The organism is Bacillus cereus (assembly GCF_002564555.1).
Taxonomy (GTDB): Bacteria; Bacillota; Bacilli; order Bacillales; family Bacillaceae_G; genus Bacillus_A; species Bacillus_A cereus_K.
In genome coordinates this window covers 258,399-279,853 of sequence record NZ_NUVD01000020.1, presented here as the reverse complement: position 1 = coordinate 279,853, position 21,455 = coordinate 258,399, and the positions used below count along the sequence as shown (strand labels likewise).

The following is a 21,455-nucleotide window of genomic DNA, read 5'->3' as shown; positions in this document are numbered from 1 at the left end:
TTTTTCCTTATGCAAAAATATCAATCATCGTTAGGTTTCTTTCCTATACTTTTGTATTCGAACTATATTTCTAGAAATCACGTCTCCCAAACCCCAAGGATATTAATTCCTTGGGGTTTTTTGATTTTTTTAGGAGAGGTGAAGAGAATGACAGATCAAGAATATATGAGGATTGCCTTGCAGTTAGCAAAAGCTACATCAGGACAAACGAGTCCAAATCCTATGGTTGGTGCTGTTGTTGTAAACGATGGAAACATCGTCGGTATGGGCGCTCACTTACATGCTGGTGAAGAACACGCAGAAGTTCACGCCCTTCACATGGCTGGTGAGAACGCAAAAAACGCTACCGTTTATGTAACACTTGAACCGTGTAGCCACTTTGGGAAAACACCTCCTTGCTGTGAATTACTCATCAAAAAAGAAGTCAAGCGCGTTGTCATTGCTACCCTTGATTGTAACCCACTCGTTTCTGGTAATGGGAAAAGGAGATTAGAAGAAGCTGGCATCGAAGTAACTACTGGTGTTCTTGAGGACGAAGCCACTTTACTAAACCGATACTTTTTTCACTATATGAAAACGAAACGGCCGTTTGTAACAATTAAAACAGCGATGAGCTTAGACGGAAAAACAGCAACTACAACTGGTGAAAGTAAATGGATCACAGGTGAAGAAGCACGAGCTGATGTTCACCAATATCGCCATACGCATGATGCGATTCTTGTTGGGGTGAATACAGTTATAGCTGATAACCCACATTTAACAACAAGAATTCCTAACGGGGGGAAACATCCTATACGCGTTATTTTGGATACCCATTTACGAACGCCACCATCTTCCCATGTCATGACAGATGGCTTAGCACCGACATGGATTATTGTCGGTAAGGATGTAAATAAAGAGAAAATAGCTTCTTATGAATCTGAAAATATAGCTATATTCCAAATGAAAACGAAGCAAATTGAAATCCAAGATGTCTTATACCTACTCGGCGAAAAACAAATCCTTTCTCTTTTCGTCGAAGGTGGTCAAACAGTGCATGCAAGTTTCTTACAATCAAACAATTTCAATGAAATTGTAACGTATATAAGTCCAAAGTTAATTGGTGGGAAAGATGCTCCTACTTTATTTGGAGGACATGGTTTTTCAAAATTACAAGATGCACTTTCCTTGAAAATTCAAGAGATGAAACAAATTGGCGATGATATAAAAATCGTTGCGAATGCTCAAAGTGAGGTGACGGAATGTTTACAGGAATTGTAGAAGAATTAGGAACGATAGCAAACATGCAACGAAGCGGAGAAGCGATGAAATTAACAATCCATGCAGAGAAAATTTTATCCGATGTTCATTTAGGTGATAGTATCGCGGTTAACGGTATTTGCTTAACTGTAACAAGTTTTACAACTACTTCATTTACAGTTGATGCAATGCCTGAAACAATGAAATCAACATCACTTCGCCTGCTTAAATCACACTCTCAAGTAAATTTGGAGCGTGCAATGGCTGCAAACGGACGATTCGGTGGACATTTCGTTTCAGGACATATTGATGGCATCGGAACGATTTTAACTAAAAAACAACACTACAATGCCATCTATTATAAAATAGCAATTTCTGATGAATTACTACGCTATTGTTTGCATAAAGGATCCGTTGCTGTTGATGGAACGAGTTTAACGATATTTGATATTGACGAATCTTCCATAACAATTTCACTCATCCCGCACACAGTAAGCGAATCTGTCATCGGAGAAAAAAATGCCGGAGACATCGTAAACATTGAGTGTGACATGATTGGTAAATATATCGAACGCTTTATTACTAAACCTGTAAAAAGAACAGGCTCAATGACCGAAAGCTTTTTACAAGAAAACGGATTTCTATAAGGGGGAAGCATAATGTTTCATCGGATTGAAGAAGCTCTAGAAGATTTAAAACAAGGAAAAGTCGTTATCGTATGTGATGATGAAAACCGAGAAAATGAAGGCGATTTTATCGCTTTAGCAGAGTATATTACACCCGAAACGATTAATTTTATGATTACACATGGTCGTGGTCTTGTTTGCGTGCCGATTACAGAAGGGTACGCAGAACGTCTACAATTAGAACCGATGGTATCTCATAATACAGATTTGCATCACACAGCGTTTACAGTGAGCATTGATCATGTTTCTACAACAACAGGAATTAGCGCTCACGAACGTGCAATTACGATACAAGAATTGTTAAATCCTGCATCAAAAGGTTCTGATTTCAACCGCCCTGGACATATCTTTCCATTAATTGCGAAAGAAGGCGGTGTCCTGCGCCGCGCGGGTCATACTGAAGCCGCTGTCGATTTAGCAAAGCTTTGCGGGGCTGAGCCAGCTGGAGTCATTTGCGAGATTATAAATGAAGACGGTACGATGGCACGTGTACCTGATTTAAAAGAATGCGCAAAACAATTTGATATAAAAATGATTACAATAGAAGATTTAATTGCTTATCGCCGCCATCATGAAACACTTGTGACGAGAGAAGTAGAAATTACATTACCTACAGATTTCGGTATTTTCCAAGCAGTTGGCTACTCTAACTCATTAGATACGAAAGAACATATCGCACTCGTAAAAGGTGATATTTCAACAGGTGAACCTGTACTTGTACGTGTCCACTCCGAATGCTTAACAGGAGACGTATTTGGTTCGTGCCGCTGTGATTGCGGACCACAGCTACATGCTGCTCTTGCTCAAATTGAACGTGAAGGAAAAGGTGTTCTTCTCTATATGAGACAAGAAGGACGAGGCATTGGACTTCTTAATAAGCTTCGTGCCTATAAATTACAAGAAGAAGGATTCGATACGGTAGAAGCAAATGAAAAACTCGGGTTCCCTGCTGATCTTCGTGATTACGGTATCGGTGCTCAAATATTAAAAGATTTAGGCTTACAAAACTTACGATTATTAACAAATAACCCGCGAAAAATTGCTGGCTTACAAGGTTACGATTTAGAAGTCACTGAGCGTGTACCGTTGCAAATGCCAACAAAAGAAGAGAATAAAGCGTATTTACAAACGAAAGTAAACAAATTAGGACATTTATTAAACTTATAATTAAAGGAGAGATATATTATGGTATTCGAAGGTCATTTAGTTGGTACAGGATTAAAAGTTGGGGTAGTTGTTGGACGTTTTAATGAATTTATTACAAGTAAGTTACTCGGTGGGGCTTTAGACGGACTAAAACGACACGGTGTAGAAGAAAATGATATTGATGTTGCGTGGGTTCCTGGTGCATTTGAAATTCCTCTAATCGCTAAAAAGATGGCTGCTAGCGGAAAGTATGATGCTGTTATTACATTAGGTACAGTAATTCGAGGTGCTACAACGCATTACGATTACGTTTGTAATGAAGTAGCAAAAGGTGTTGCGTCTTTATCACTACAAACAGACATCCCTGTTATTTTCGGTGTATTAACAACAGAAACAATCGAGCAAGCAATTGAACGCGCAGGTACGAAAGCTGGTAATAAAGGCTATGAATCAGCAGTTGCTGCCATTGAAATGGCCCACTTATCAAAACAATGGGCGTAACAAAAAAAGAGGCTACGGCCTCTTTTTTTATTTCTTTACCTTTTTCCGTACATCTTGTATTAATTCATCCATCGTTTTTCCTTCTGTTTGTATACGAAGAGTTTGCGCTGTTCTCCATACATTCTCTCTTTTTTTTGCTTCTTCTATAATAGTAATTTCTTTTTGTACTTCTTTTAAATCTTTCCCTTCCGTTTTCAAGCCAAAATGTTCAGCTTTCGTTCGGAAATGTTGTTCAATTCTTTGTTGCATTTCTTTTTGTTCAGGATTTTTGGCGGCCTTAGCTGGATCAGCACTTATTGCTTTTATTAAAATTAGACAAATCATAATCGCGAATATGTATTTATGCATGTAAAATCCTCCAACCCAATATAAATTACATATTTACTATGTACAACTAGGGCTTGGAAAATTCGTCCACAAAAATTCATTTTCTCGCTGAAAAACCATTCATACCAAGTTGTAATGGCTTTTTATTACATTTTATTTACAAAAAAAACAAACCTTTTTAAAGGTTTGCTTTTCCATCTATCTTATAATGCACATTCCTCAATCTCGAACCCTAAATCTTCAATCATACCCCAGTCCGCAGTCGGCTCTTGCCCAGCTGTCGTTAAGTAATCGCCGACAAAAATAGAATTTGCTGCGAATAAACCAAGCGGCTGTACAGAACGTAAATTAATTTCGCGTCCTCCTGAAATACGAATTTCTTTTGTTGGATTTACAAAACGCATCATCGCCAAAACTTTTAAACATTCTACAGGTGTTAACTCTTTTTGTCCTTCAAGCGGCGTACCCTTTACAGCAACAAGGAAATTACACGGAATAGAATCTGCATCTATACGTTGTAGTTCAAATGCAATTTCAGCACGCTCTTCAATTATTTCTCCCATTCCAAAAATCGCTCCAGAGCATGGTGAAATACCAGCTTGCTTCGCCTTTTGAACTGTATCAACACGATCGTCATACGTATGAGTTGAGCAAATGCTCTCGTAATTGTTTTCATGTGTATTTAAGTTGTGATTGTAACGATGTACACCAGCTTCTGCTAAACGTCCTGCTTGATCTTCATTTAAGAAACCTAAACAACAACAAATCTTCAAATCTGTCGTTTCACGGATTTCCTTCACTGCTCCAATTACGTGATTTACTTCTTTATCCGTCGGACGACGGCCAGATGCTACAATACAATATGTACCAGCTTTACGGCGAATTGCTTCATGTGCTCCTTCTACAATCTTCTCCTGCGTTAACCATGCATATTTGTCAATTGGCGCTTCAGAAATAATAGACTGTGAACAATACCCGCAATCTTCAGGACATAAACCAGATTTCGTATTAATAATCATATTCAATTTTACTTTCTTACCAAAGTGATGATGACGAATAATATAAGCTGCATTCATAATTTCTAAAACTTCTGTATCGTCAGCTTCTAATATTGCTATTGCATCTTCTTTCGTAATCATTTTTTCTTCTACTACGTCGTATGCAAGTTTTTTCCAATCCCTTTTTGTTTGTACTTGTTTCATTTCATCTCTTCCCCTCTTTTGTTATATGCACAAATAAAGCATGATACGTTGCCATTATCCCTTCATTTCCCGTGAAGTCTCTTTCGTATATACGAAGCATTGCACGAAAGAGTGAGGGACTTTGACAATAGGATCCTTCATTACTATTAGTCGCTCCTACTTTTCGAATAGAGTGTAGAAACTCTCTAACTGCTGTAAATCTCTCTATGTAACATGTTTCAGAAACATGCACATCCCCTGTTTCTATCTTGCATATATGGAGCAACTGATCTTTTGAGTAAAAGCGTTGACCAATCGCTGTTTCATTTCGTATATTTTTTTCTTCTTTCGCCCGCTGGAACGAAGCGTGCAGCTCTTGAAAAGTTTCTTGCCCAAATGTTGAAAAGAGTAATATCCCATCTATAGACAAATGATGAAATAAATTTCTTATCACTTGTTTTAAATCATTTAGCCATTGAAATGTAGCATTTGAAATTATGACATCATATGATTCTTCTAATTTTAATTGTTCAATATCTTCACATCGAAACATCACATTCCCCACATTATTTCTAGCTTTCGCGACTGCAATCATCTCATCAGCAAAATCCACGGCTGTAATATGCGCTTGCGGAAATAAATTCGATAATTGCTCTGTGACATACCCTGTCCCACATCCAAGTTCTAAAATACGTATCGATGATGTTTCACTATATCGCCGATTCAATGTAGAAAGTAACGAATGTGCCATCTTTTTTTGTACATTTGCATATTGATCGTAAGATACAGCCGCCCCGTTAAACCGTTTTTGCAGTAACGTTTTATTGATCATGTCGTATCCCCTCTACAAATTGAATAATTTCATTTGCGCAATATTCAAAATTCGTTATACATAATGCATGCCCAGCCTCGCTTACTACTTTTAGCATAGCATTCGTATTCTCTGTCATACTATGAGCTGCGGATAATGGACATATCACATCCTGTTCTCCATGAAGAAGTAACAACGGGACTTTGACATCTGTTAATTCGTTTCTCATATCTGTTTCTATTAAATAATCTAAGCCTACTTGTAATGACTGAATCGAGTCTCCTTTAAAATTCAGCGCAATCTCTTCAAAAATCGTATTCTCCTTCAGCTCATTTTTTGTAAACATATTTTCATAAAAACGCTTCAAAGTATCTTCTTTCTTTCTCGCTAAATTCTTTTTCATCCGTTCTACATGCAAAGAATTCCATCCACTCGCATAGTCGCTCGTATTTGTAAATTTAGCAGTACCACCAATTAGTACGATACCTTTTGCCTTAATCTTTTTATAAGCTTGTACTGCTGCTAACGCTCCTAGTGACCATCCAACTAAAATTACATTTTCATCATGCGATACCTCTATTATTCGTCTCGCAAATTCACTTTTCTCTTTCACGTTACGCCAATCTATGCATTGAACAGAATATCCTTTAAAATACGGCAGAACTAAAGTCCAAACACCTTCTTCCATTCCCCACCCAGGAATAAAAATAATCTTTAGCTCTTTCATACGAAAAACCCCTCTTCTTTACCAATGCGTATAATATGCTGAATAGCCCATTTCAAATCAGCTATTGTATGTTGTGACGTAACTGCAAAGCGAATTCGGGAACTCCCCATCGGAACAGTTGGCGGACGTATTGCAATGGCTGCGATACCTACCTCTTGTAATCTTTCACTAAACCGTAAAGCATTTTCATTTGAACCGACTACAATTGGTACAATATGAGTTGAGCTATTCCCAATGTCAAAACCAGCTTCTTGTAAATGCGTCCTGAAATATGCACCATTCGCTATAAGCTTCTCTCTTCTTTCGTTATCTTCTTTTACAATCTCAATTGCTTTTTGCACTGCGCCTAATGTTCCTGGTGGTAAAGCTGTAGTAAAAATAAAGCTTCTCATCATATTTTGTAAGTACTCTATATAAATTGTATCACCTGTTAAATACGCACCATAACACCCTAAAGCCTTACTAAACGTCCCCATATGTATATCAATTTTTTGAGCAATATCTTTTTCTATATGAGATAATCCAGCTCCGCCGATTCCATATATTCCACTTGCATGCGCTTCATCAACTATAATGATCGCCCCGTATTTCTCTTTAAGCTGCACTAAACCTCTTAAGTATGCAGTATCACCATCCATACTAAAAACAGTATCTGTTACGATTAATTTTCTCTTTTCAGGTGATGCTATCTTCAATAACTTTTCTAAATGATCTAAATCATTATGACGATACCTTTTATGTTCTGCCCCGCTTAATATGATTCCATCAACAATACTTGCATGATTTAATTTATCACTAAAAACAATATCGTGGCGACCAACTAACGAAGAAATTGCCCCAACATTCGCGGTATATCCACTATTTACAATTAAAGCTTTTTCAGTGCCTTTCCAATCGCATATACTTCTCTCAACCTCTTTATACAGCGGGGAATTCCCTACAACAAGACGAGATGCTGTCGCTCCAGTTCCATATTTTCTCGTGCAGGCAATAGCAGCTTCTTTCAACCTTTCATCTCCAGCTAACCCTAAATAATTATTTGACGCTAAATTTAGCATCCTTTTCTGATTTCGAATAAGCCATGTCTCTTCTGATCGCTCTGTTACATACAAATAGCGATACTGCTCTTGCTCATGTAATTGTTGTACTTTAGATTGAAGATGTGTACGCCACATTTGATTCATTTTGAATGAACTCCTCTAATTTCGAGATCATAATATATTCTTTTGCAGACTCTACTACTTCTTCCCGAGTAAATTCATCTGTAAAGAATGGTAATAAGCCTAAAACCGGTACTCCGCTTAACTCTTCAATCATCTCTTTATTCTCTTGCACTCTTTCCATTTCAGACTCTTTACAACCAGATAAAATTACACCTGCTACTGTTAAACCGTGTGCCTTTGCATAAGAAATTGTTAAGACAGTATGATTAACTGTTCCTAGTGTAGGACGCGCTACTATAATAAGAGGAAGCTGTAATTCTTTTGCAAAATCAATCACTAAAGCATCTTCTGTATATGGGACTGCAAGCCCACCAGCCCCTTCTACAAATAGGCTGTTAAACTCTTTTAGTAGTTCATTATAGTGATCAGTAATTTCTTTTAACATTACTGTCATTCCAGCTCTTTTCATAGCAAGTCTCGGAGCAAGTGGTTCTTCAATAGAATACGGACAAATTTCTTCTTCTCTTGTCGATACACCTGATAACGCTTTTAATCTTGCTGCATCTCCCTCAGGGTTTGATGCAACATGTCCACTTTGCAACGGTTTATATACCCCTACGCTATATCCCAATTCTCTAAATACACCTGCTAACGCACCTGCAACCACAGTTTTTCCAACTTCAGTATCTGTTGCTGTTATGAAAAAACCACTCATTATTCTCCCTCCGTAATATCCGAGATTGCTTTATATAAAATACGTAACATATCATCAATCTCATCAATTGTAGAAGCAAGAGGCGGCATAAATACAATCGTATTCCCGAGTGGTCGTAAAATCATACCCAGTTCTCTTGAGCGTTTACATACTTGAACACCGACTCTTTCTGTCCATTCAAACGCTTCTTTCGTTTCCTTATTCTTCACAAGTTCGATACCCACCATTAACCCGCACTGGCGAATATCCCCTACGTGTTTATATTCAAAGAGCGCTTCTAATTGCGTCGCTACATATTCTGTTTTTCGCGCCACTTCTTCTATTAAATTTGTTTTTTCGTATAGTTCTAGATTCGCAATTGCTACGGCACACCCTAACGGATTACCTGTGTAACTATGCCCATGGAAAAATGTTTTTTGTTCTTCATAGTCTCCTAAGAAGGCATTATATATTTCATCTGTCGTTACTGTAACTGCAATTGGCAAATATCCACCTGTTAAACCTTTCCCAGCCGTTAAAATGTCTGGCGTCACATTTTCATGTTCACATGCAAACATTTTCCCAGTTCGCCCAAATCCAGTCGCTACTTCATCAGTAATAAATAAAACATTATATTTTGTACATAAATCACGTAGCCCTTTTAAATATCCTTTCGGCATTGTAATCATACCGCCGGCACCTTGCATTAAAGGTTCTACAATAATAGCCGCGATTTCTTCATGTTTTTCTTTCAGCAATTCTTCCATTTCTTCTAAATATCTATTCACAATTTCTTCCTTGTCATTTCCGTAAGGAGAACGATATGTATATGGATACGGCATTTTAATTGCCTCAAATAACAGTGAACTATACACTTGGTGAAATAAGTCTATCGCTCCTACTGAAACTGCTCCAATTGTATCGCCGTGATACGCTTCTTTTAATGTAACAAATCTTTGTTTTTTCGGTTTCCCTTTGTGCTGCCAATATTGAAAAGCCATCTTAATTGCAATTTCAACAGCTGTTGAACCAGAATCGGAATAGAATACTTTCTTCAAACCTTCTGGTACAACATCAATTATTTTTTCTGCTAATAAAATAGATGGAACGTTAGCAAGTCCTAACATAGTAGAATGTGCAATTTTATTTAATTGCTCACGAATTGCCTCATCTAGTTCTGGTACTTGATGCCCGTGAACATTTAGCCAAATAGATGAGACACCGTCCCAATATTCATTTCCATTTACATCGTATAGCTTTCTTCCCTCTCCACGTTCAATAATGACAGGATCTTCTTCTAAATAATCTTTCATTTGTGTAAATGGGTGCCATACGTAAGCTTTATTTTTCTCCGATAATTCTTCATATGTATAAGACGATTTTCCAGTCGTTTTACTATTTACAGTCACAATTGTCACCCCTAATGTTAACTTATTTATAAATATAGTTAACATTAAATTCGAAAGACTGTCAATTATTTTTAAATCAAATAGTTCTTAAAAAAGAACAACTTATCATACGATAAGTTGTTCTACTTTCCATGTTGTATCTTTCCAATTTCTAAAATAATCTCTTCATCTTTTTTTCCTTCTGTATCAATTCCAAGTTGCTTCGCATGCTCAATTAATAGATCATGACGCTGCTCAAATCTTGCAGTATTTACTTCTTTCGTAATCTCTTCTTTTGTTTTTCCTTCAGTAGAAACTCCTAGTTTCGTAGCTGCTTTTTCCATCGACTTCTTCTCTTCAGTTTCTTTCATTTTCTTCACTTCTGACTGCTGTATTTGTTTTTGTTTCGCCTGCTCTGATTCAGCTGCAAAAGCTGTGTAAATTCCAGCACTTCCGCCAATAACTAGTAAGGTGGTAAAAAGAATTATTTTTTTCTTCACTCTTTCCTCCCCTTTCAAATTCATTATAACGCACATTTTTAGAACATTAAAAATATTTCTCCTTTATCTTCCTAAAAAAAATTTTGAATGTTTTTATTGACATGTAAGATGAAAATATGATAAAAATTTAACTAACATCATATGAATCGGCGTTGATAGGATTTAGTAGTAATTCGATTTCTGATTTCAGAGAGCTGGTGGTCGGTGCAAACCAGTACAGAGCGAATTATGAATTACCCCCTGGAGCTTCTTTTACGAAACGTAAGGAGTAGTGAAAGACGGTTATAGACCGTTATGTCTAAAGAGTGGTGAAACGACACTGTTTCACAATTTAGGGTGGTACCGCGAATTTTTCGTCCCTGCATATATTGCAGGGGCGTTTTTATTTTATTAACGCATATCATACGACCCTTTATTTTGTGATACATTCATTTCACAAGCTAGGGTGGTACCGCGATTTCTTCGTCCCTGCATAATTATATGCAGGGACGTTTTTTTATCCAATCATTTCCGTATCATATTGAGATATTGACAATTACCGGTAATTTGTCGCAAAATTCTAAATTTTAAAAGGGAATAAACAGTATTGGCGAATTTTATATAAAAAAGTCTATTTTCGATTAATTAGGAGGGAAAAACAATGGTTTCAAAAATTGAATCTGTTCTTTTAACACTTTTTATCTTTTTCTGTATTGGCTTTAGTGTTATTCAATTACAAGTTTCACCGCATATCCCAATTTTATTTGGCATCGTTCTTTTATTAGCATTTGGATTTATAAAAAAAATCTCTTGGTCTACTATGGAAAAAGGAATGATAAGCAGTATTTCAGCTGGTATTCCATCTATTTTTATTTTCTTACTTGTAGGCGTATTAATTAGTGTTTGGATCGCAGCTGGAACAATTCCAACTCTAATGGTATACGGATTCCAACTTGTATCTCCAAAAATTTTCGTTCCTACTGTTTTTGTAGTTTGTGCAATTGTTGGAACGAGTATTGGTAGTGCCTTTACAACTGCTGCAACTGTAGGACTTGCCTTTATGGGAATGGGCACTGCCCTTGGATACGACCCAGCTCTTATCGCTGGCGCAATTATTTCTGGTGCATTCTTTGGAGATAAAATGTCTCCCTTATCTGACACAACAAACTTAGCTCCTGCGGTAACGGGTGTAGATTTATTTGAACATATTCGTAACATGCTTTGGACAACAGTTCCAGCTTTCATTATTGCTTTTATTGCATATTTCATTTTAGGAAGTGGATCAGGAGGCAATGTTGATTTCACAAACTTTATTAGCACGTTAGAAAAAAACGCAACGATTTCTATCGTTACACTGATTCCAATTTTATTACTGTTCCTATTCGCATTTAAAAAAGTTCCAGCCGTTCCAACATTACTTGCTGGAATCGTAGTCGGGATTATTATTCTCTTCATTTTTAAACCTAGTACTTCTTTAGCTGATTTAATGAAAATTATGCAAGATGGTTACGTTTCTAAAACTGGTATTAAAGACATTGATAGCTTATTATCTCGCGGTGGTTTACAAAGCATGATGATGTCAATTGCTCTTATTTTCCTAGCTCTTTGTATGGGAGGTTTATTACAAGGAATGGGTATTATAGCGCAGCTAATGAATATCATCTCTAGCTTCGTAAAAAATAGTACACGCTTAATTATTTCTACTGCTACAACGGCAATTGGTGTAAACTTCTTACTTGGTGAACAGTACTTATCAATCGTTTTAACAGGACAAGCATTCGCTAACAAGTACGATGAAGTCGGTTTAGAACGTCGTAATTTATCACGAGTATTAGAAGATGCTGGTACAGTAATTAATCCGCTCGTACCATGGGGCGTAAGTGGCGTATTCTTAACAAACGTCCTTAGCGTTCCAACACTCGATTATATTCCATACGCAATCTTCTGTTTAGCTTGTCCAGTCGTAACTATTATCGTTGGCTTTACTGGATTTGGCCTTTCATGGAAAAAAGAAAAAACAGTGCCAGTTTCATAATATAGAAGTAAAAAAAGGATTACCGTAACTGGTAATCCTTTTTTGTACAATACTATCTATTCGCTTTCTTTCTTCTAAATAACAGAAGTAATCCCGCACCAATAAACGCAAGACCTGCTCCAATTGTAGAAGCAATACTTGCACCTGTTTTCGGTAAATCACGTTCCTCTTTATTTTCACTTACTTTCGTTGTTTCTTTTTCATTTTGATTATCTGTTGTAGTTTGTCCAGATCCAGCGTTGTTTCCATCTTGTTTTGGTTCATCACCATTATTGCCTTCACCTGTTGGTGGTGTCGTTGGGTTTCCTCCGTTATTTCCTTCACCGTCGTTCTTCTTCGTTATATCAATTGCATATTTAGCAAATTCATTTTCAGATGGTCCAACATAGGATATTTTCCCATCTTCCTTTATATACTTTTGTGCATTTGGTGACGAATCAAATGTTGTATTTAACTTATCTGCAACAATCGGTTTAAACGCCCAATTTTGATCGGCTGCTGGATTAATAACTGGTGTTTCTTGCATATACTTTACAATGATTTGACGTGTTTCATCTTGTGATTGGTATACAACTTCCCCTTTACTTACACCAGGGAACGTTTGACTACTTCCACGATAGTTATTTGTCGCAACAATGAAATTCTGCTTGTCATCAACAGGCTTCCCTTCATACGTCATATTTACAATACGATTCGCATTTGCATTTACAACTTTTCCATCTTTATCGTATTTCGCTGGTTGCGTTACATCAATTTCATATTTTAAACCATCTAAAATATCAAAGTTATATGTAGGATATCCTATATTTACTAATGGCTGTTCTTCTGTTTTCGCTGCATCAATTTGATTAAACTGACCTGCAGACATTTCAAGCCATTCTTTCACTTGCGCTCCATTTACTTTCACAGCATATAATGTATTTGGATATACGTATAAGTCTGCAACGTTTTTAATCGCTAACGTTCCAGCTGGAATATCGGTATAATATGTAGCACCGTTTCGGCCACCTGCTTTAAATGGCGCCCCTGCAGATAAAACTGGAATGTCTTTATATTTTTCGTACTCTGGTTTTTTAAATTCCTCTTCTACGTACCATTTTTGCGCATTTGTCACAAGTTGTACGGAAGGATCATCTTGTACTAATGAGAAATAACTATTAATTGGCGCTGTCGTTTTACCTACAGCAGTATTTACATAATCGATTGTCGCTTTATGATCATCTTTAATTTCATTAACTAGTTTTTGATCAGATTCTACTAATGGATTACCTTTACTATCAGCAATCGGACGAAGTTGTGGCTTAGATTGATCTTTTTGTACTTCCCATTTTCCGTCTACCTTTTTCAATTGCATATCGATAATACCTAAGTTACTGCCAAAAACGCCAGGCATTACAACCGGAACACCATTAAATATGTCCTTCACTTCAGTATGTGAATGTCCCATTAATACTGCATCTACACCTGGAACTTCTGTTAAATAAAACGATGCGTTTTCCATCCCAACATTGTATCCACTCTTATCAACACCTGAATGAGCTAATGCAACGATAACGTCTGCACCTTCTTTTTTCATTTTCGGTACCATTTTCTTCGCTGTTTCAACAATATCTTTCGCTTTTACTTTTCCTTCTAAATTCGCTTTATCCCAGTTCATAACTTGAGGTGGAACAAATCCCATTACACCAATCTTCACCTTTTGCTTTTGACCCGCTTCATCTTCTACTTCTTTTTCAATAATATGATATGGTTTAAAGTAATTTTGGTCGTTCTCTTCATTATTATCATGATCATCTTTATAAACATTCGAGTTAATAACCGGGAATGCTGTTTTACTAATCACTTTGTTTAAATAGTCTAAACCATAGTTAAATTCATGATTTCCAAGAGAGATGACGTCATACTTCATTAAATTCATTAAACGATATAATGGATGTACATAACTAGGATCAACAGGATTCTTCGGATCATTGATTTTATTCGCCACATAATCCCCAAGCGGCGTCCCTTGTAATGCATCCCCATCATCAAATAGGACAGAGTTCTTCGCTTCTTCACGTGCTTTATTAACAAGTGTTGCTGTTTGCACGAGACCTACTTTATTATCTGTTTTCGTTTGATAATAATCGTAATTCATTAAGTTAACATGAATATCCGATGTTTCTAAAATTCGTAAGTTAACTGTGCTCTCCCCAGTTGTTTCCTCTGCATGAGCTGTTGTTGGCAATACTTGCGGTGCTATAACACCAATTGCAAGTGTTGCTCCAGCTAGCATTTTTTTTGACTTTTTCACAAAAAATCCCCCTTATACAATTCCCTAAAAATAATGAAATGAATCTCTATCTGTCTCTAACCACATACCTTTTTTCTTCTATTAGTGACACGATTTTCATTTCATTCCGCGCTAACGAGCAGTACCCATAAACGCCCGATTGATGAAGACTAACAATTAACGAGAGAAAACGCTCCCACTAAGTAGAATTTCACCTTATCTGACATTATCATATATAATGTACTTTCATATCGTCAATATTTTTTGACATACTTCTACAAATTTTCTGTAAAGTTATTGTAAACTTTTCATAGATATATAATATGCCCTTACGTTGTTAATACTGCTGAATATGATACAATTACCAATTACAAGGAGGATGAATTTATGAAAAAAGTCATCTTAACAATTGTTTGTCTCCTCCTTCTGATCATTTCTTATTCTTATTTTGAAAAGAACGATGAGACAAAACAAAACGAACCCGAAGAAAAAACAGAGAAAACATCCGCTCCAAGTTGGATTGATAAGCAAACAAACGACTCCTTTTATCACCTCGTATTAGGTGATTCACTCGCTAAAGGATACGGATCGACACAAGGTGGATTTGCTGAATTAGCTTCTAAACAAATAGAAGCACAAATTCATAAACCGATTACAGTAGAAAACCTTGGAATAAACGGTCTTACAACAGATCGTCTCGCTAAAAAAGTTCAATCAGAAGATGTAAAGCAAAAAATTAGAGCAGCAAATATCATTACAATTAATATTGGAGGAAATAATTTATTTCGTTTAAATCGTGATGTCGGTGTTATAGATGGTATTAAAATGTTAAATAAAGAAAAAGCTCATTTTGAAGCAGATCTAAAAAGTATTGTAAAGACAGTTCGAGATCAAAATCCGGACGCTTTACTCATTCTCTCTGAACTCTATAACCCATTACAGCTCGATGACTCCATCGCAAATTATGCAGATATGTTTTTAGATGGCTGGAATGAATCTGTTTATTCTATTTCAAAAGCAAATCAACCATCTATCGTTTTACCAATTCGAAAATTAATATCGAAGGATAAAAAAGATTTACTATTTGATCAGGTACATCCAAATGATAACGGCTACGCAATTATTGCCAATACTTTTACAAAACAAGTACTCTCTTATAAATATTAAAGCCAACATGAAACAATTTTATTTTTAAGCAATGTCTTTTTTGTTACAATGATAGTGGAAGGGGGCCTTTATATGGAATCACGCGAGTGGGAACGTATTGTTGATCATCTTCTTTCGCTAGTGCCTCTTTTTTATCGCAAATTTATGCTTCCTGGAGAATTTACTTCTCAAAGACATATGCCGCCATCACATACACAAGTGCTACTGCTTTTGCATGAAAATGGTACATTAGCGGTTTCCGAAATCGGCAAGCGGCTAGCGATTTCACGGCCTAACATGACACCTCTATTAAATAAACTCATTCAGGAAGAATTAATAGAGCGTCATTATAGCGAAAAAGATAGACGGGTCATTTTAATTTCCCTAACAACTGAAGGGAAATTGTTAGTAAATCAGTATCAGCAATTCATTTTAGACAGACTAAAGGAAAATTTCCAAACATTATCTGAGGAAGAGCGCGAAAAGCTTATCCATTCTCTTCAAACCATTCAAAACTTAATTTTGAAAACAAACGCATAAAGCTGCTTCTAAATAGAAGCAGCTTTATGATTCGTAATAATTACCATAGTATACATTTGAATATGGCCATGTCGTTAAATATGGTTTTTGTTCTTGCGTAGGCTGTTGCGGTGGTATTTGTGATAATTGCTGCAAATATTGCTGTCGATACCATTCGTATTGTCTATTCATATCATATACAGGATAATAATTTACATATGGATATACTTGAGGTACGTAATAATAATACATCCATTCTCCCCTCCTTTTTCTTAAACATATTCAAAGGAGAAAATGAATGTGACATTCTTTATATTTGCACAAGTGGTTCTCTCACTCGTTTCTTTCTTTTCTTCAAACGTAACTTACGATTCTTTTCATATAAATAATGCACAACGAAATATGAAATTACCCCAAACACAACTCCTATTATTGTCATACCAATCAATACATACACTTCACTCTGCAATAAGCTCTTTAACATTGTGAAAATATGGCTTGAAAACAAATCTGATATCGTAAATGGTTCATGATGTATTTGCTTTACATGAAATGGATAAATCGTTTTCCCTAACGCGTAAGCAAATGGAAATAAAAATACTGGAAGAAACGATATCTTCCCAATAATATTGCCAATAACTGCAGCAGGAAAAGAGCCTTTTGCTAACCTGACGATCGGATAAAATATTAAATATACGAGCGATGCCGTATAAATGACTAACATCTCTAAACCAAAGCCAATGGCAAAGCCTAATGATACTTTCTTTGCCCCTTCTGGTGATCGAAGCAACTTATAGTATTGAAACTTTAATATTCTCCACATACGCTGAAAAAACGAATATGTTTTCTTAGTTGTTTTCATAATTATCATCTCTTTAACTATATTTTTTATATCTAGTATGTCCTTACATCATATGAAAAACAAATTTAGGTTTCTCCTTTTATTATAAAGGATATAAAGACAGTAACCAAATATACATCCGACATTTCGACATAAAAAAGCCTCCCTATTAGGAAGGCTCTTCTACATTTTTAAATAAACTCACTAATAATGCTTTTTGAGCATGTAATCGATTACCAGCTTGCTCAAAAACAATAGACTGTGGCCCATCAATAATTTCACCTGTTACTTCTTCTTCACGATGGGCAGGTAAGCAGTGCAAGAAACGATGTGTTTGCTTCGCATGGATCAGAAGTTCTTTATTCACTTGGTAAGGTTGAAATAAAGTATATTTCTCTTCTTCTCCCTCTTGCCCCATACTCATCCAAACGTCCGTATAAATGAAATCTGCTTCGCGTACCGCTAATTCAGGATTATGCAAAATTTCAATTTCAGCCCCTGTTTCATCTGCAATCGCTAACGCTTTTTTTACAATGTCCTCATTTGGTTCATACCCGACAGGCGTTGCTACAGTCATATTCATTCCGACTTTTGCACTCGCTAACAATAGCGAATGACATACATTATTCCCATCACCTACGTACGCCAATTTAATTCCTTTAAATGCATTCTTTTCTTCATATATTGTCATTAAATCTGCCAATGCCTGACAAGGGTGATGATCATCAGTTAAACCGTTAATAACTGGGATGCTCGATTCTTTTGCAAGCTCTTCTACATCCGCATGTGAAAATGTGCGTATCATAATTCCATCAATATAGTGTGATAGTACTTTTGCAGTATCTGAAACCGTCTCTCCTCTTCCAATTTGCATCTCTTTCCCACTTAAAAACATTCCATGTCCTCCAAGCTGTACCATTCCTGCTTCAAAAGAAACGCGAGTACGAGTTGAATGCTTATCAAAAATGAGCCCTAATATTTTCCCTTGTAATAAAGGTTCTTGCTTATTCTTTTTTAAATATATAGCGAACTCAATTAAAGAAATGATTTCTTCTTGCGTCAATTCTTCTAACGTTAAAAGATCTTTCGTATTTAATTTCGGTACTTGTACAGTTGACATGAAATTTCCCCCTTATATGATTGTTGCGTTTTTTGTACAAACTACTTTTTTTATCATATATACTGCCTTTTCTATCTCTTCATTCGTTACAATAAGTGGTGGTAATAGTCTTATAACATTCGGCCCCGCTTGTAATACAAGAAGCCCTGCTTTTTCTAGTTGTTCTATGAAGTTTGCAACCTCATGCTTACATTCGATTCCAATCATAAGCCCTTTACCACGAATGTCTTGAATACATTCAATATGAATCAGTTCTTCTTGCAATTTCTTTAATGCATACTCACCCTTTTCCTGTACCTCTTTAAAAAACGATGGTTCCTTAATGAATTGCAATACTTCTTTCGCTGCATTCATAGCAATATAATTCCCGCCGAAAGTCGAACCGTGTGATCCCGCAGTAAAAGAAGAGCCAAGTTCTTTCCGGCCAATCATCGCTCCAACTGGAATACCATTCCCAAGCGCCTTTGCGATGGTAACGATATCAGGTCTTATTCCCATTTGCTCATAAGCGAATAATGTTCCTGTCCTACCTATTCCAGTTTGTACTTCATCTATAATAAAAAGAGCATTGTACTGATTACATAGCTTTTCAATTTCCTTCAAAAAAGATGAATCAGCTAATAGTACGCCTCCTTCTCCTTGAATAACTTCTACCATTACCGCCGCAACTTCTTCATTCATTACTTCCTCTAATGCTTGTATATCGTTAAAAGGGATATGTAAAAAAGATGGAAGTAATGGACCGAATCCTTCTTTCACTTTATCTTGCCCCGTTGCGCTCATCGTTCCAAATGTTCTGCCGTGGAAAGATTGCTCACAAGTTACTACGAGAGATTTTCCAGTATGCTTACGTGCTAACTTTAAAGCAGCCTCATTTGCCTCTGCCCCGCTATTACAAAAAAACACATAATCTAATGCTATATCTTCTGTTAATAACGAAGCGACTTCTTCTTGTAAGGTGTTTGTAAATAGGTTAGATATATGCCATATATCACCAAGTTGCTCCTGCACCGCCTTCATAACAGTAGGATGACAATGTCCTAAGTTACATACTCCAATACCAGAAGTAAAATCTAAATATTGCTTACCATTTTTATCAATGACTTTCGTTCTACTCCCTTTTACAAATTCAATATTTCTTCTTCCATACGTTTGAAAAAGATGGCTCGTCATACGATACTTACTCCTTTCGTTACCATCGTTCCGATACACTCTCCTGTAACCTTAGTAAAATCTTTTGTACCATTTACGATGTTCACCTTTTGCACTCCCATTTTTAATGATGTAAGCGCCGCCTGTACTTTCGGAATCATCCCACCTGTAATGACACCTTTTTCTATAAAGGTAACAATCTCAGATTCATCCGTTTTCTCTATCAATTTCCCTTCATGTAATATCCCATCTACATCTGTAATAAAAATGAGTTCTTTTGCGGATAGCGCGGCCGCAATCCCCGCTGCTGCAGTATCCGCATTAATGTTATAAACCTCATTACCATTTATCCCGATTGGAGCAATAACAGGAATATAATTCATATCGATTAACCCTTTTAATAAAGCTGTTTCTACATAACTTACTTCTCCTACATATCCTATCCCTTCGCTGGTAGGTTGAACTTGCAGTAAATTACCGTCACACCCTGAAAGTCCTACCGCAAATACATTATGATTTTGTAAATTCATTACAAACTTTTTATTTATACTTCCGCATAGCACCATTTGAACAACATCCATAACTTCTTTTGGTGTTACTCGTAATCCATTTCTTTTTTCTACTTTGATATTATAGTCTTTTAATTTGGCATCAATTTCTGGACCACCACCATGGACAATCACTACCTTATACTTCTGTTGCAATTTCTTTATACAATCAAAAAATACATGATTTAACTGATCCAACATACTACCGCCGCATTTAACTACAATATATTCGCTCATCTGCTCTCTCCTTATGTACGATAACAAGCGTTTATTTTCACATAGTCATAACTTAAATCACAGCCCCAAGCTGATCCCTTCTCTTCACCTAAATGTAAATACACATCAATGACGATTTCATGTTCTTTTAATTTCTTTTTCATTTCCTCTTCAGGAAACATTTGTGGTTCACTATTTTTTAACACGGCGATAGATTGAAGAGTAATATCAATTGTATTTGGATTAATATCTACTTCGCTTTGTCCAATACTACTAATAATTCGCCCCCAATTTGGATCCTCACCGTATATTGCTGTTTTCACAAGACTCGAACCAACTATTTGCTTCGCGACTCTCTTTGCTTCTTCATTCGTTCGGGCACCTAGCACATTTACTTCAATTAATTTCGTAGCCCCTTCACCATCTTGCGCAATTTTTTTCGCCAAATCTTCACATACCTTCTGTAAAGCAAATGCAAAAGTTTCCCATTCTTTATGTTCCATACTCATCGTTTTCGTTTCTGATAATCCACTTGCCATAACGATGACCATATCATTCGTAGAAGTATCCCCATCTACCGTAATTTGATTAAATGTATGGTTCGTAATTTGTGATAATGCGGTTTGCAATACTTCATGCTCTATATTGACATCTGTTGTAATAAAACTAAGCATCGTTGCCATATTCGGATGAATCATCCCAGAACCTTTAGCAACCCCAGCTATAGTCACTTCTTTTCCATCAATGATCATCTCATAGCAAGTTTCTTTCGTTGTAAGATCCGTCGTTAAAATCGCTTCAGAAAAAGAATGTGCTTCACCTATTTCCTTTGTTGGTATAAGAGATGCAACTCCCTTGCGTATGATATCCATCGGTAAGGGAACACCAATTACACCTGTTGAAGCGACCGCAACATAATTTTCTTTTACATCAAAGTGTTCTGCTCCTAATGTTCGTATCTCATAGGCATCTTGTATTCCTTGCATTCCTGTACAAGCATTTGCATTTCCACTATTGACGATAATTGCTTGTAATTTCCCCTCAGCCGCTATACTATCTTTCGTTACTTGCAGGGGAGCTGCTTGTATTTGATTCGTTGTATAAACGGCAGCACATGATGCGGGTACGTCACAAACGATTGCACCTAAATCCTTTTTCTCCTTTTTCAAACCATTTGCAGTACCAATTGCCGAAAAACCTTTCGGCGTTACAATTGAACCATTTTCTAATTTTGTAATAGACGCTACTTTAATCATAGTATCCC

Annotated in this window: 22 protein-coding genes and 1 other annotated feature; of the genes, 7 read left to right on the top strand and 15 right to left on the bottom strand. The window is 36.4% G+C overall.

Translation table 11 applies throughout. The features are described from left to right. Positions 1 to 147 precede the first annotated feature (147 nt). Genes ribD through ribH form a run of 4 tightly spaced genes read left to right on the top strand, consistent with a single transcriptional unit; the run spans position 148 to position 3,572 of the window. Positions 148 to 1,260: a bifunctional diaminohydroxyphosphoribosylaminopyrimidine deaminase/5-amino-6-(5-phosphoribosylamino)uracil reductase RibD gene (ribD, locus tag COI75_RS11900; RefSeq protein WP_000131999.1), complete on the top strand. Its 1,113-nt coding sequence runs from the start codon at positions 148 to 150 to the stop codon at positions 1,258 to 1,260. Next, a complete protein-coding gene (ribE, locus tag COI75_RS11895) occupies positions 1,242 to 1,886 on the top strand; it encodes a riboflavin synthase subunit alpha (RefSeq protein WP_000493921.1) in 645 nt (214 codons plus the stop codon). Before ribD ends, ribE begins: the two co-directional genes overlap by 19 nt. Positions 1,887 to 1,898: 12 nt before the next feature. Then, positions 1,899 to 3,092: a bifunctional 3,4-dihydroxy-2-butanone 4-phosphate synthase/GTP cyclohydrolase II gene (gene ribBA, locus COI75_RS11890; protein WP_000468999.1), complete on the top strand. Its 1,194-nt coding sequence runs from the start codon at positions 1,899 to 1,901 to the stop codon at positions 3,090 to 3,092. 18 nt (positions 3,093 to 3,110) lie between these two features. Beyond that, entirely contained in the window at positions 3,111 to 3,572 is a 462-nt protein-coding gene (gene ribH, locus COI75_RS11885; protein WP_000230890.1) for a 6,7-dimethyl-8-ribityllumazine synthase, read from the top strand. Between the two features lie 27 nt (positions 3,573 to 3,599). Here ribH and COI75_RS11880 read toward each other — a convergent pair whose 3' ends face one another. The 8 genes from COI75_RS11880 to COI75_RS11845 form a co-directional block, all read right to left on the bottom strand. After that, complete coding sequence (locus tag COI75_RS11880; protein ID WP_000549768.1) at positions 3,600 to 3,920, bottom strand: hypothetical protein; 321 nt, start codon at positions 3,918 to 3,920, stop codon at positions 3,600 to 3,602. Positions 3,921 to 4,102: 182 nt separating this feature from the next. Next, positions 4,103 to 5,101: a biotin synthase gene (gene bioB / locus COI75_RS11875; RefSeq protein WP_000815859.1), complete on the bottom strand. Its 999-nt coding sequence runs from the start codon at positions 5,099 to 5,101 to the stop codon at positions 4,103 to 4,105. Between the two features lies 1 nt (position 5,102). Beyond that, positions 5,103 to 5,912, bottom strand: coding sequence for a malonyl-ACP O-methyltransferase BioC (bioC, locus tag COI75_RS11870; protein ID WP_000608898.1), 810 nt, complete (start codon positions 5,910 to 5,912; stop codon positions 5,103 to 5,105). Beyond that, positions 5,902 to 6,618 carry an alpha/beta fold hydrolase gene (locus tag COI75_RS11865; RefSeq protein WP_000661269.1) on the bottom strand — a complete coding sequence of 239 codons (717 nt, stop codon included), beginning with the start codon at positions 6,616 to 6,618 and terminating at the stop codon, positions 5,902 to 5,904. The genes bioC and COI75_RS11865 overlap by 11 nt, the downstream gene beginning before the upstream one ends. Continuing rightward, positions 6,615 to 7,802: an 8-amino-7-oxononanoate synthase gene (gene bioF, locus COI75_RS11860; RefSeq protein WP_001072917.1), complete on the bottom strand. Its 1,188-nt coding sequence runs from the start codon at positions 7,800 to 7,802 to the stop codon at positions 6,615 to 6,617. The genes COI75_RS11865 and bioF overlap by 4 nt, the downstream gene beginning before the upstream one ends. Further along, the gene (gene bioD, locus COI75_RS11855) at positions 7,768 to 8,496 is read right to left on the bottom strand and encodes a dethiobiotin synthase (protein ID WP_000012505.1); all 729 of its coding nucleotides are present in this window, start codon (positions 8,494 to 8,496) and stop codon (positions 7,768 to 7,770) included. The genes bioF and bioD overlap by 35 nt, the downstream gene beginning before the upstream one ends. Continuing rightward, entirely contained in the window at positions 8,496 to 9,929 is a 1,434-nt protein-coding gene (bioA, locus tag COI75_RS11850) for an adenosylmethionine--8-amino-7-oxononanoate transaminase (protein WP_002095329.1), read from the bottom strand. The genes bioD and bioA overlap by 1 nt, the downstream gene beginning before the upstream one ends. 77 nt (positions 9,930 to 10,006) lie before the next feature. Continuing rightward, on the bottom strand, positions 10,007 to 10,363 hold the full coding sequence (locus COI75_RS11845; protein ID WP_002095328.1) for a hypothetical protein: 357 nt from the start codon (positions 10,361 to 10,363) through the stop codon (positions 10,007 to 10,009). 143 nt (positions 10,364 to 10,506) lie between these two features. After that, positions 10,507 to 10,727, top strand: a binding site (T-box leader). 276 nt (positions 10,728 to 11,003) lie between these two features. Here COI75_RS11845 and nhaC point away from each other — a divergent pair. Beyond that, the gene (gene nhaC / locus COI75_RS11835; protein ID WP_000253745.1) at positions 11,004 to 12,377 is read left to right on the top strand and encodes a Na+/H+ antiporter NhaC; all 1,374 of its coding nucleotides are present in this window, start codon (positions 11,004 to 11,006) and stop codon (positions 12,375 to 12,377) included. Positions 12,378 to 12,429: 52 nt separating this feature from the next. Here nhaC and cpdB read toward each other — a convergent pair whose 3' ends face one another. Then, positions 12,430 to 14,670, bottom strand: coding sequence for a bifunctional 2',3'-cyclic-nucleotide 2'-phosphodiesterase/3'-nucleotidase (gene cpdB / locus COI75_RS11830; RefSeq protein ID WP_097807569.1), 2,241 nt, complete (start codon positions 14,668 to 14,670; stop codon positions 12,430 to 12,432). A 366-nt stretch (positions 14,671 to 15,036) separates the two neighbouring features. Between cpdB and COI75_RS11825 the strand changes: the two genes are divergently transcribed. Both COI75_RS11825 and COI75_RS11820 read left to right on the top strand, forming a co-directional pair. Further along, positions 15,037 to 15,816, top strand: a complete 780-nt coding sequence (locus COI75_RS11825) for a GDSL-type esterase/lipase family protein (RefSeq protein ID WP_000755834.1) — start codon at positions 15,037 to 15,039, stop codon at positions 15,814 to 15,816. A 72-nt stretch (positions 15,817 to 15,888) separates the two neighbouring features. After that, complete coding sequence (locus COI75_RS11820) at positions 15,889 to 16,335, top strand: MarR family winged helix-turn-helix transcriptional regulator (RefSeq protein ID WP_000445827.1); 447 nt, start codon at positions 15,889 to 15,891, stop codon at positions 16,333 to 16,335. Between the two features lie 24 nt (positions 16,336 to 16,359). Here the strand turns inward: COI75_RS11820 and COI75_RS11815 are convergent, their stop codons facing one another. From COI75_RS11815 to argJ, 6 genes are all read right to left on the bottom strand, one after another. Continuing rightward, positions 16,360 to 16,566 carry a hypothetical protein gene (locus tag COI75_RS11815; protein WP_000291949.1) on the bottom strand — a complete coding sequence of 69 codons (207 nt, stop codon included), beginning with the start codon at positions 16,564 to 16,566 and terminating at the stop codon, positions 16,360 to 16,362. Between the two features lie 58 nt (positions 16,567 to 16,624). Further along, positions 16,625 to 17,176: a DUF2062 domain-containing protein gene (locus COI75_RS11810; protein ID WP_000858891.1), complete on the bottom strand. Its 552-nt coding sequence runs from the start codon at positions 17,174 to 17,176 to the stop codon at positions 16,625 to 16,627. Positions 17,177 to 17,324: 148 nt separating this feature from the next. After that, positions 17,325 to 18,275 carry an ornithine carbamoyltransferase gene (gene argF / locus COI75_RS11805; RefSeq protein ID WP_000108888.1) on the bottom strand — a complete coding sequence of 317 codons (951 nt, stop codon included), beginning with the start codon at positions 18,273 to 18,275 and terminating at the stop codon, positions 17,325 to 17,327. A 12-nt stretch (positions 18,276 to 18,287) separates the two neighbouring features. Then, the gene (locus COI75_RS11800) at positions 18,288 to 19,448 is read right to left on the bottom strand and encodes an acetylornithine transaminase (RefSeq protein WP_000200522.1); all 1,161 of its coding nucleotides are present in this window, start codon (positions 19,446 to 19,448) and stop codon (positions 18,288 to 18,290) included. Then, positions 19,445 to 20,212, bottom strand: a complete 768-nt coding sequence (argB, locus tag COI75_RS11795; RefSeq protein WP_000006077.1) for an acetylglutamate kinase — start codon at positions 20,210 to 20,212, stop codon at positions 19,445 to 19,447. The genes COI75_RS11800 and argB overlap by 4 nt, the downstream gene beginning before the upstream one ends. Before the next feature lie 11 nt (positions 20,213 to 20,223). Next, positions 20,224 to 21,447, bottom strand: a complete 1,224-nt coding sequence (argJ, locus tag COI75_RS11790) for a bifunctional glutamate N-acetyltransferase/amino-acid acetyltransferase ArgJ (protein WP_000598376.1) — start codon at positions 21,445 to 21,447, stop codon at positions 20,224 to 20,226. Positions 21,448 to 21,455: the final 8 nt, after the last annotated feature.

Excerpts from the sequence above, each read along its gene's own strand:
- ribD (WP_000131999.1), top strand. The coding sequence starts at position 148 with ATGACAGATCAAGAATATATGAGGATTGCCTTGCAGTTAGCAAAAGCT.
- ribE (WP_000493921.1), top strand. The coding sequence starts at position 1,242 with ATGTTTACAGGAATTGTAGAAGAATTAGGAACGATAGCAAACATGCAA.
- ribBA (WP_000468999.1), top strand. The coding sequence starts at position 1,899 with ATGTTTCATCGGATTGAAGAAGCTCTAGAAGATTTAAAACAAGGAAAA.
- ribH (WP_000230890.1), top strand. The coding sequence starts at position 3,111 with ATGGTATTCGAAGGTCATTTAGTTGGTACAGGATTAAAAGTTGGGGTA.
- COI75_RS11880 (WP_000549768.1), bottom strand. The coding sequence starts at position 3,920 with ATGCATAAATACATATTCGCGATTATGATTTGTCTAATTTTAATAAAA.
- bioB (WP_000815859.1), bottom strand. The coding sequence starts at position 5,101 with ATGAAACAAGTACAAACAAAAAGGGATTGGAAAAAACTTGCATACGAC.
- bioC (WP_000608898.1), bottom strand. The coding sequence starts at position 5,912 with ATGATCAATAAAACGTTACTGCAAAAACGGTTTAACGGGGCGGCTGTA.
- COI75_RS11865 (WP_000661269.1), bottom strand. The coding sequence starts at position 6,618 with ATGAAAGAGCTAAAGATTATTTTTATTCCTGGGTGGGGAATGGAAGAA.
- bioF (WP_001072917.1), bottom strand. The coding sequence starts at position 7,802 with ATGAATCAAATGTGGCGTACACATCTTCAATCTAAAGTACAACAATTA.
- bioD (WP_000012505.1), bottom strand. The coding sequence starts at position 8,496 with ATGAGTGGTTTTTTCATAACAGCAACAGATACTGAAGTTGGAAAAACT.
- bioA (WP_002095329.1), bottom strand. The coding sequence starts at position 9,929 with ATGTTAACTATATTTATAAATAAGTTAACATTAGGGGTGACAATTGTG.
- nhaC (WP_000253745.1), top strand. The coding sequence starts at position 11,004 with ATGGTTTCAAAAATTGAATCTGTTCTTTTAACACTTTTTATCTTTTTC.
- COI75_RS11825 (WP_000755834.1), top strand. The coding sequence starts at position 15,037 with ATGAAAAAAGTCATCTTAACAATTGTTTGTCTCCTCCTTCTGATCATT.
- COI75_RS11820 (WP_000445827.1), top strand. The coding sequence starts at position 15,889 with ATGGAATCACGCGAGTGGGAACGTATTGTTGATCATCTTCTTTCGCTA.
- COI75_RS11815 (WP_000291949.1), bottom strand. The coding sequence starts at position 16,566 with ATGTATTATTATTACGTACCTCAAGTATATCCATATGTAAATTATTAT.
- COI75_RS11810 (WP_000858891.1), bottom strand. The coding sequence starts at position 17,176 with ATGAAAACAACTAAGAAAACATATTCGTTTTTTCAGCGTATGTGGAGA.
- argF (WP_000108888.1), bottom strand. The coding sequence starts at position 18,275 with ATGTCAACTGTACAAGTACCGAAATTAAATACGAAAGATCTTTTAACG.
- COI75_RS11800 (WP_000200522.1), bottom strand. The coding sequence starts at position 19,448 with ATGACGAGCCATCTTTTTCAAACGTATGGAAGAAGAAATATTGAATTT.
- argB (WP_000006077.1), bottom strand. The coding sequence starts at position 20,212 with ATGAGCGAATATATTGTAGTTAAATGCGGCGGTAGTATGTTGGATCAG.
- argJ (WP_000598376.1), bottom strand. The coding sequence starts at position 21,447 with ATGATTAAAGTAGCGTCTATTACAAAATTAGAAAATGGTTCAATTGTA.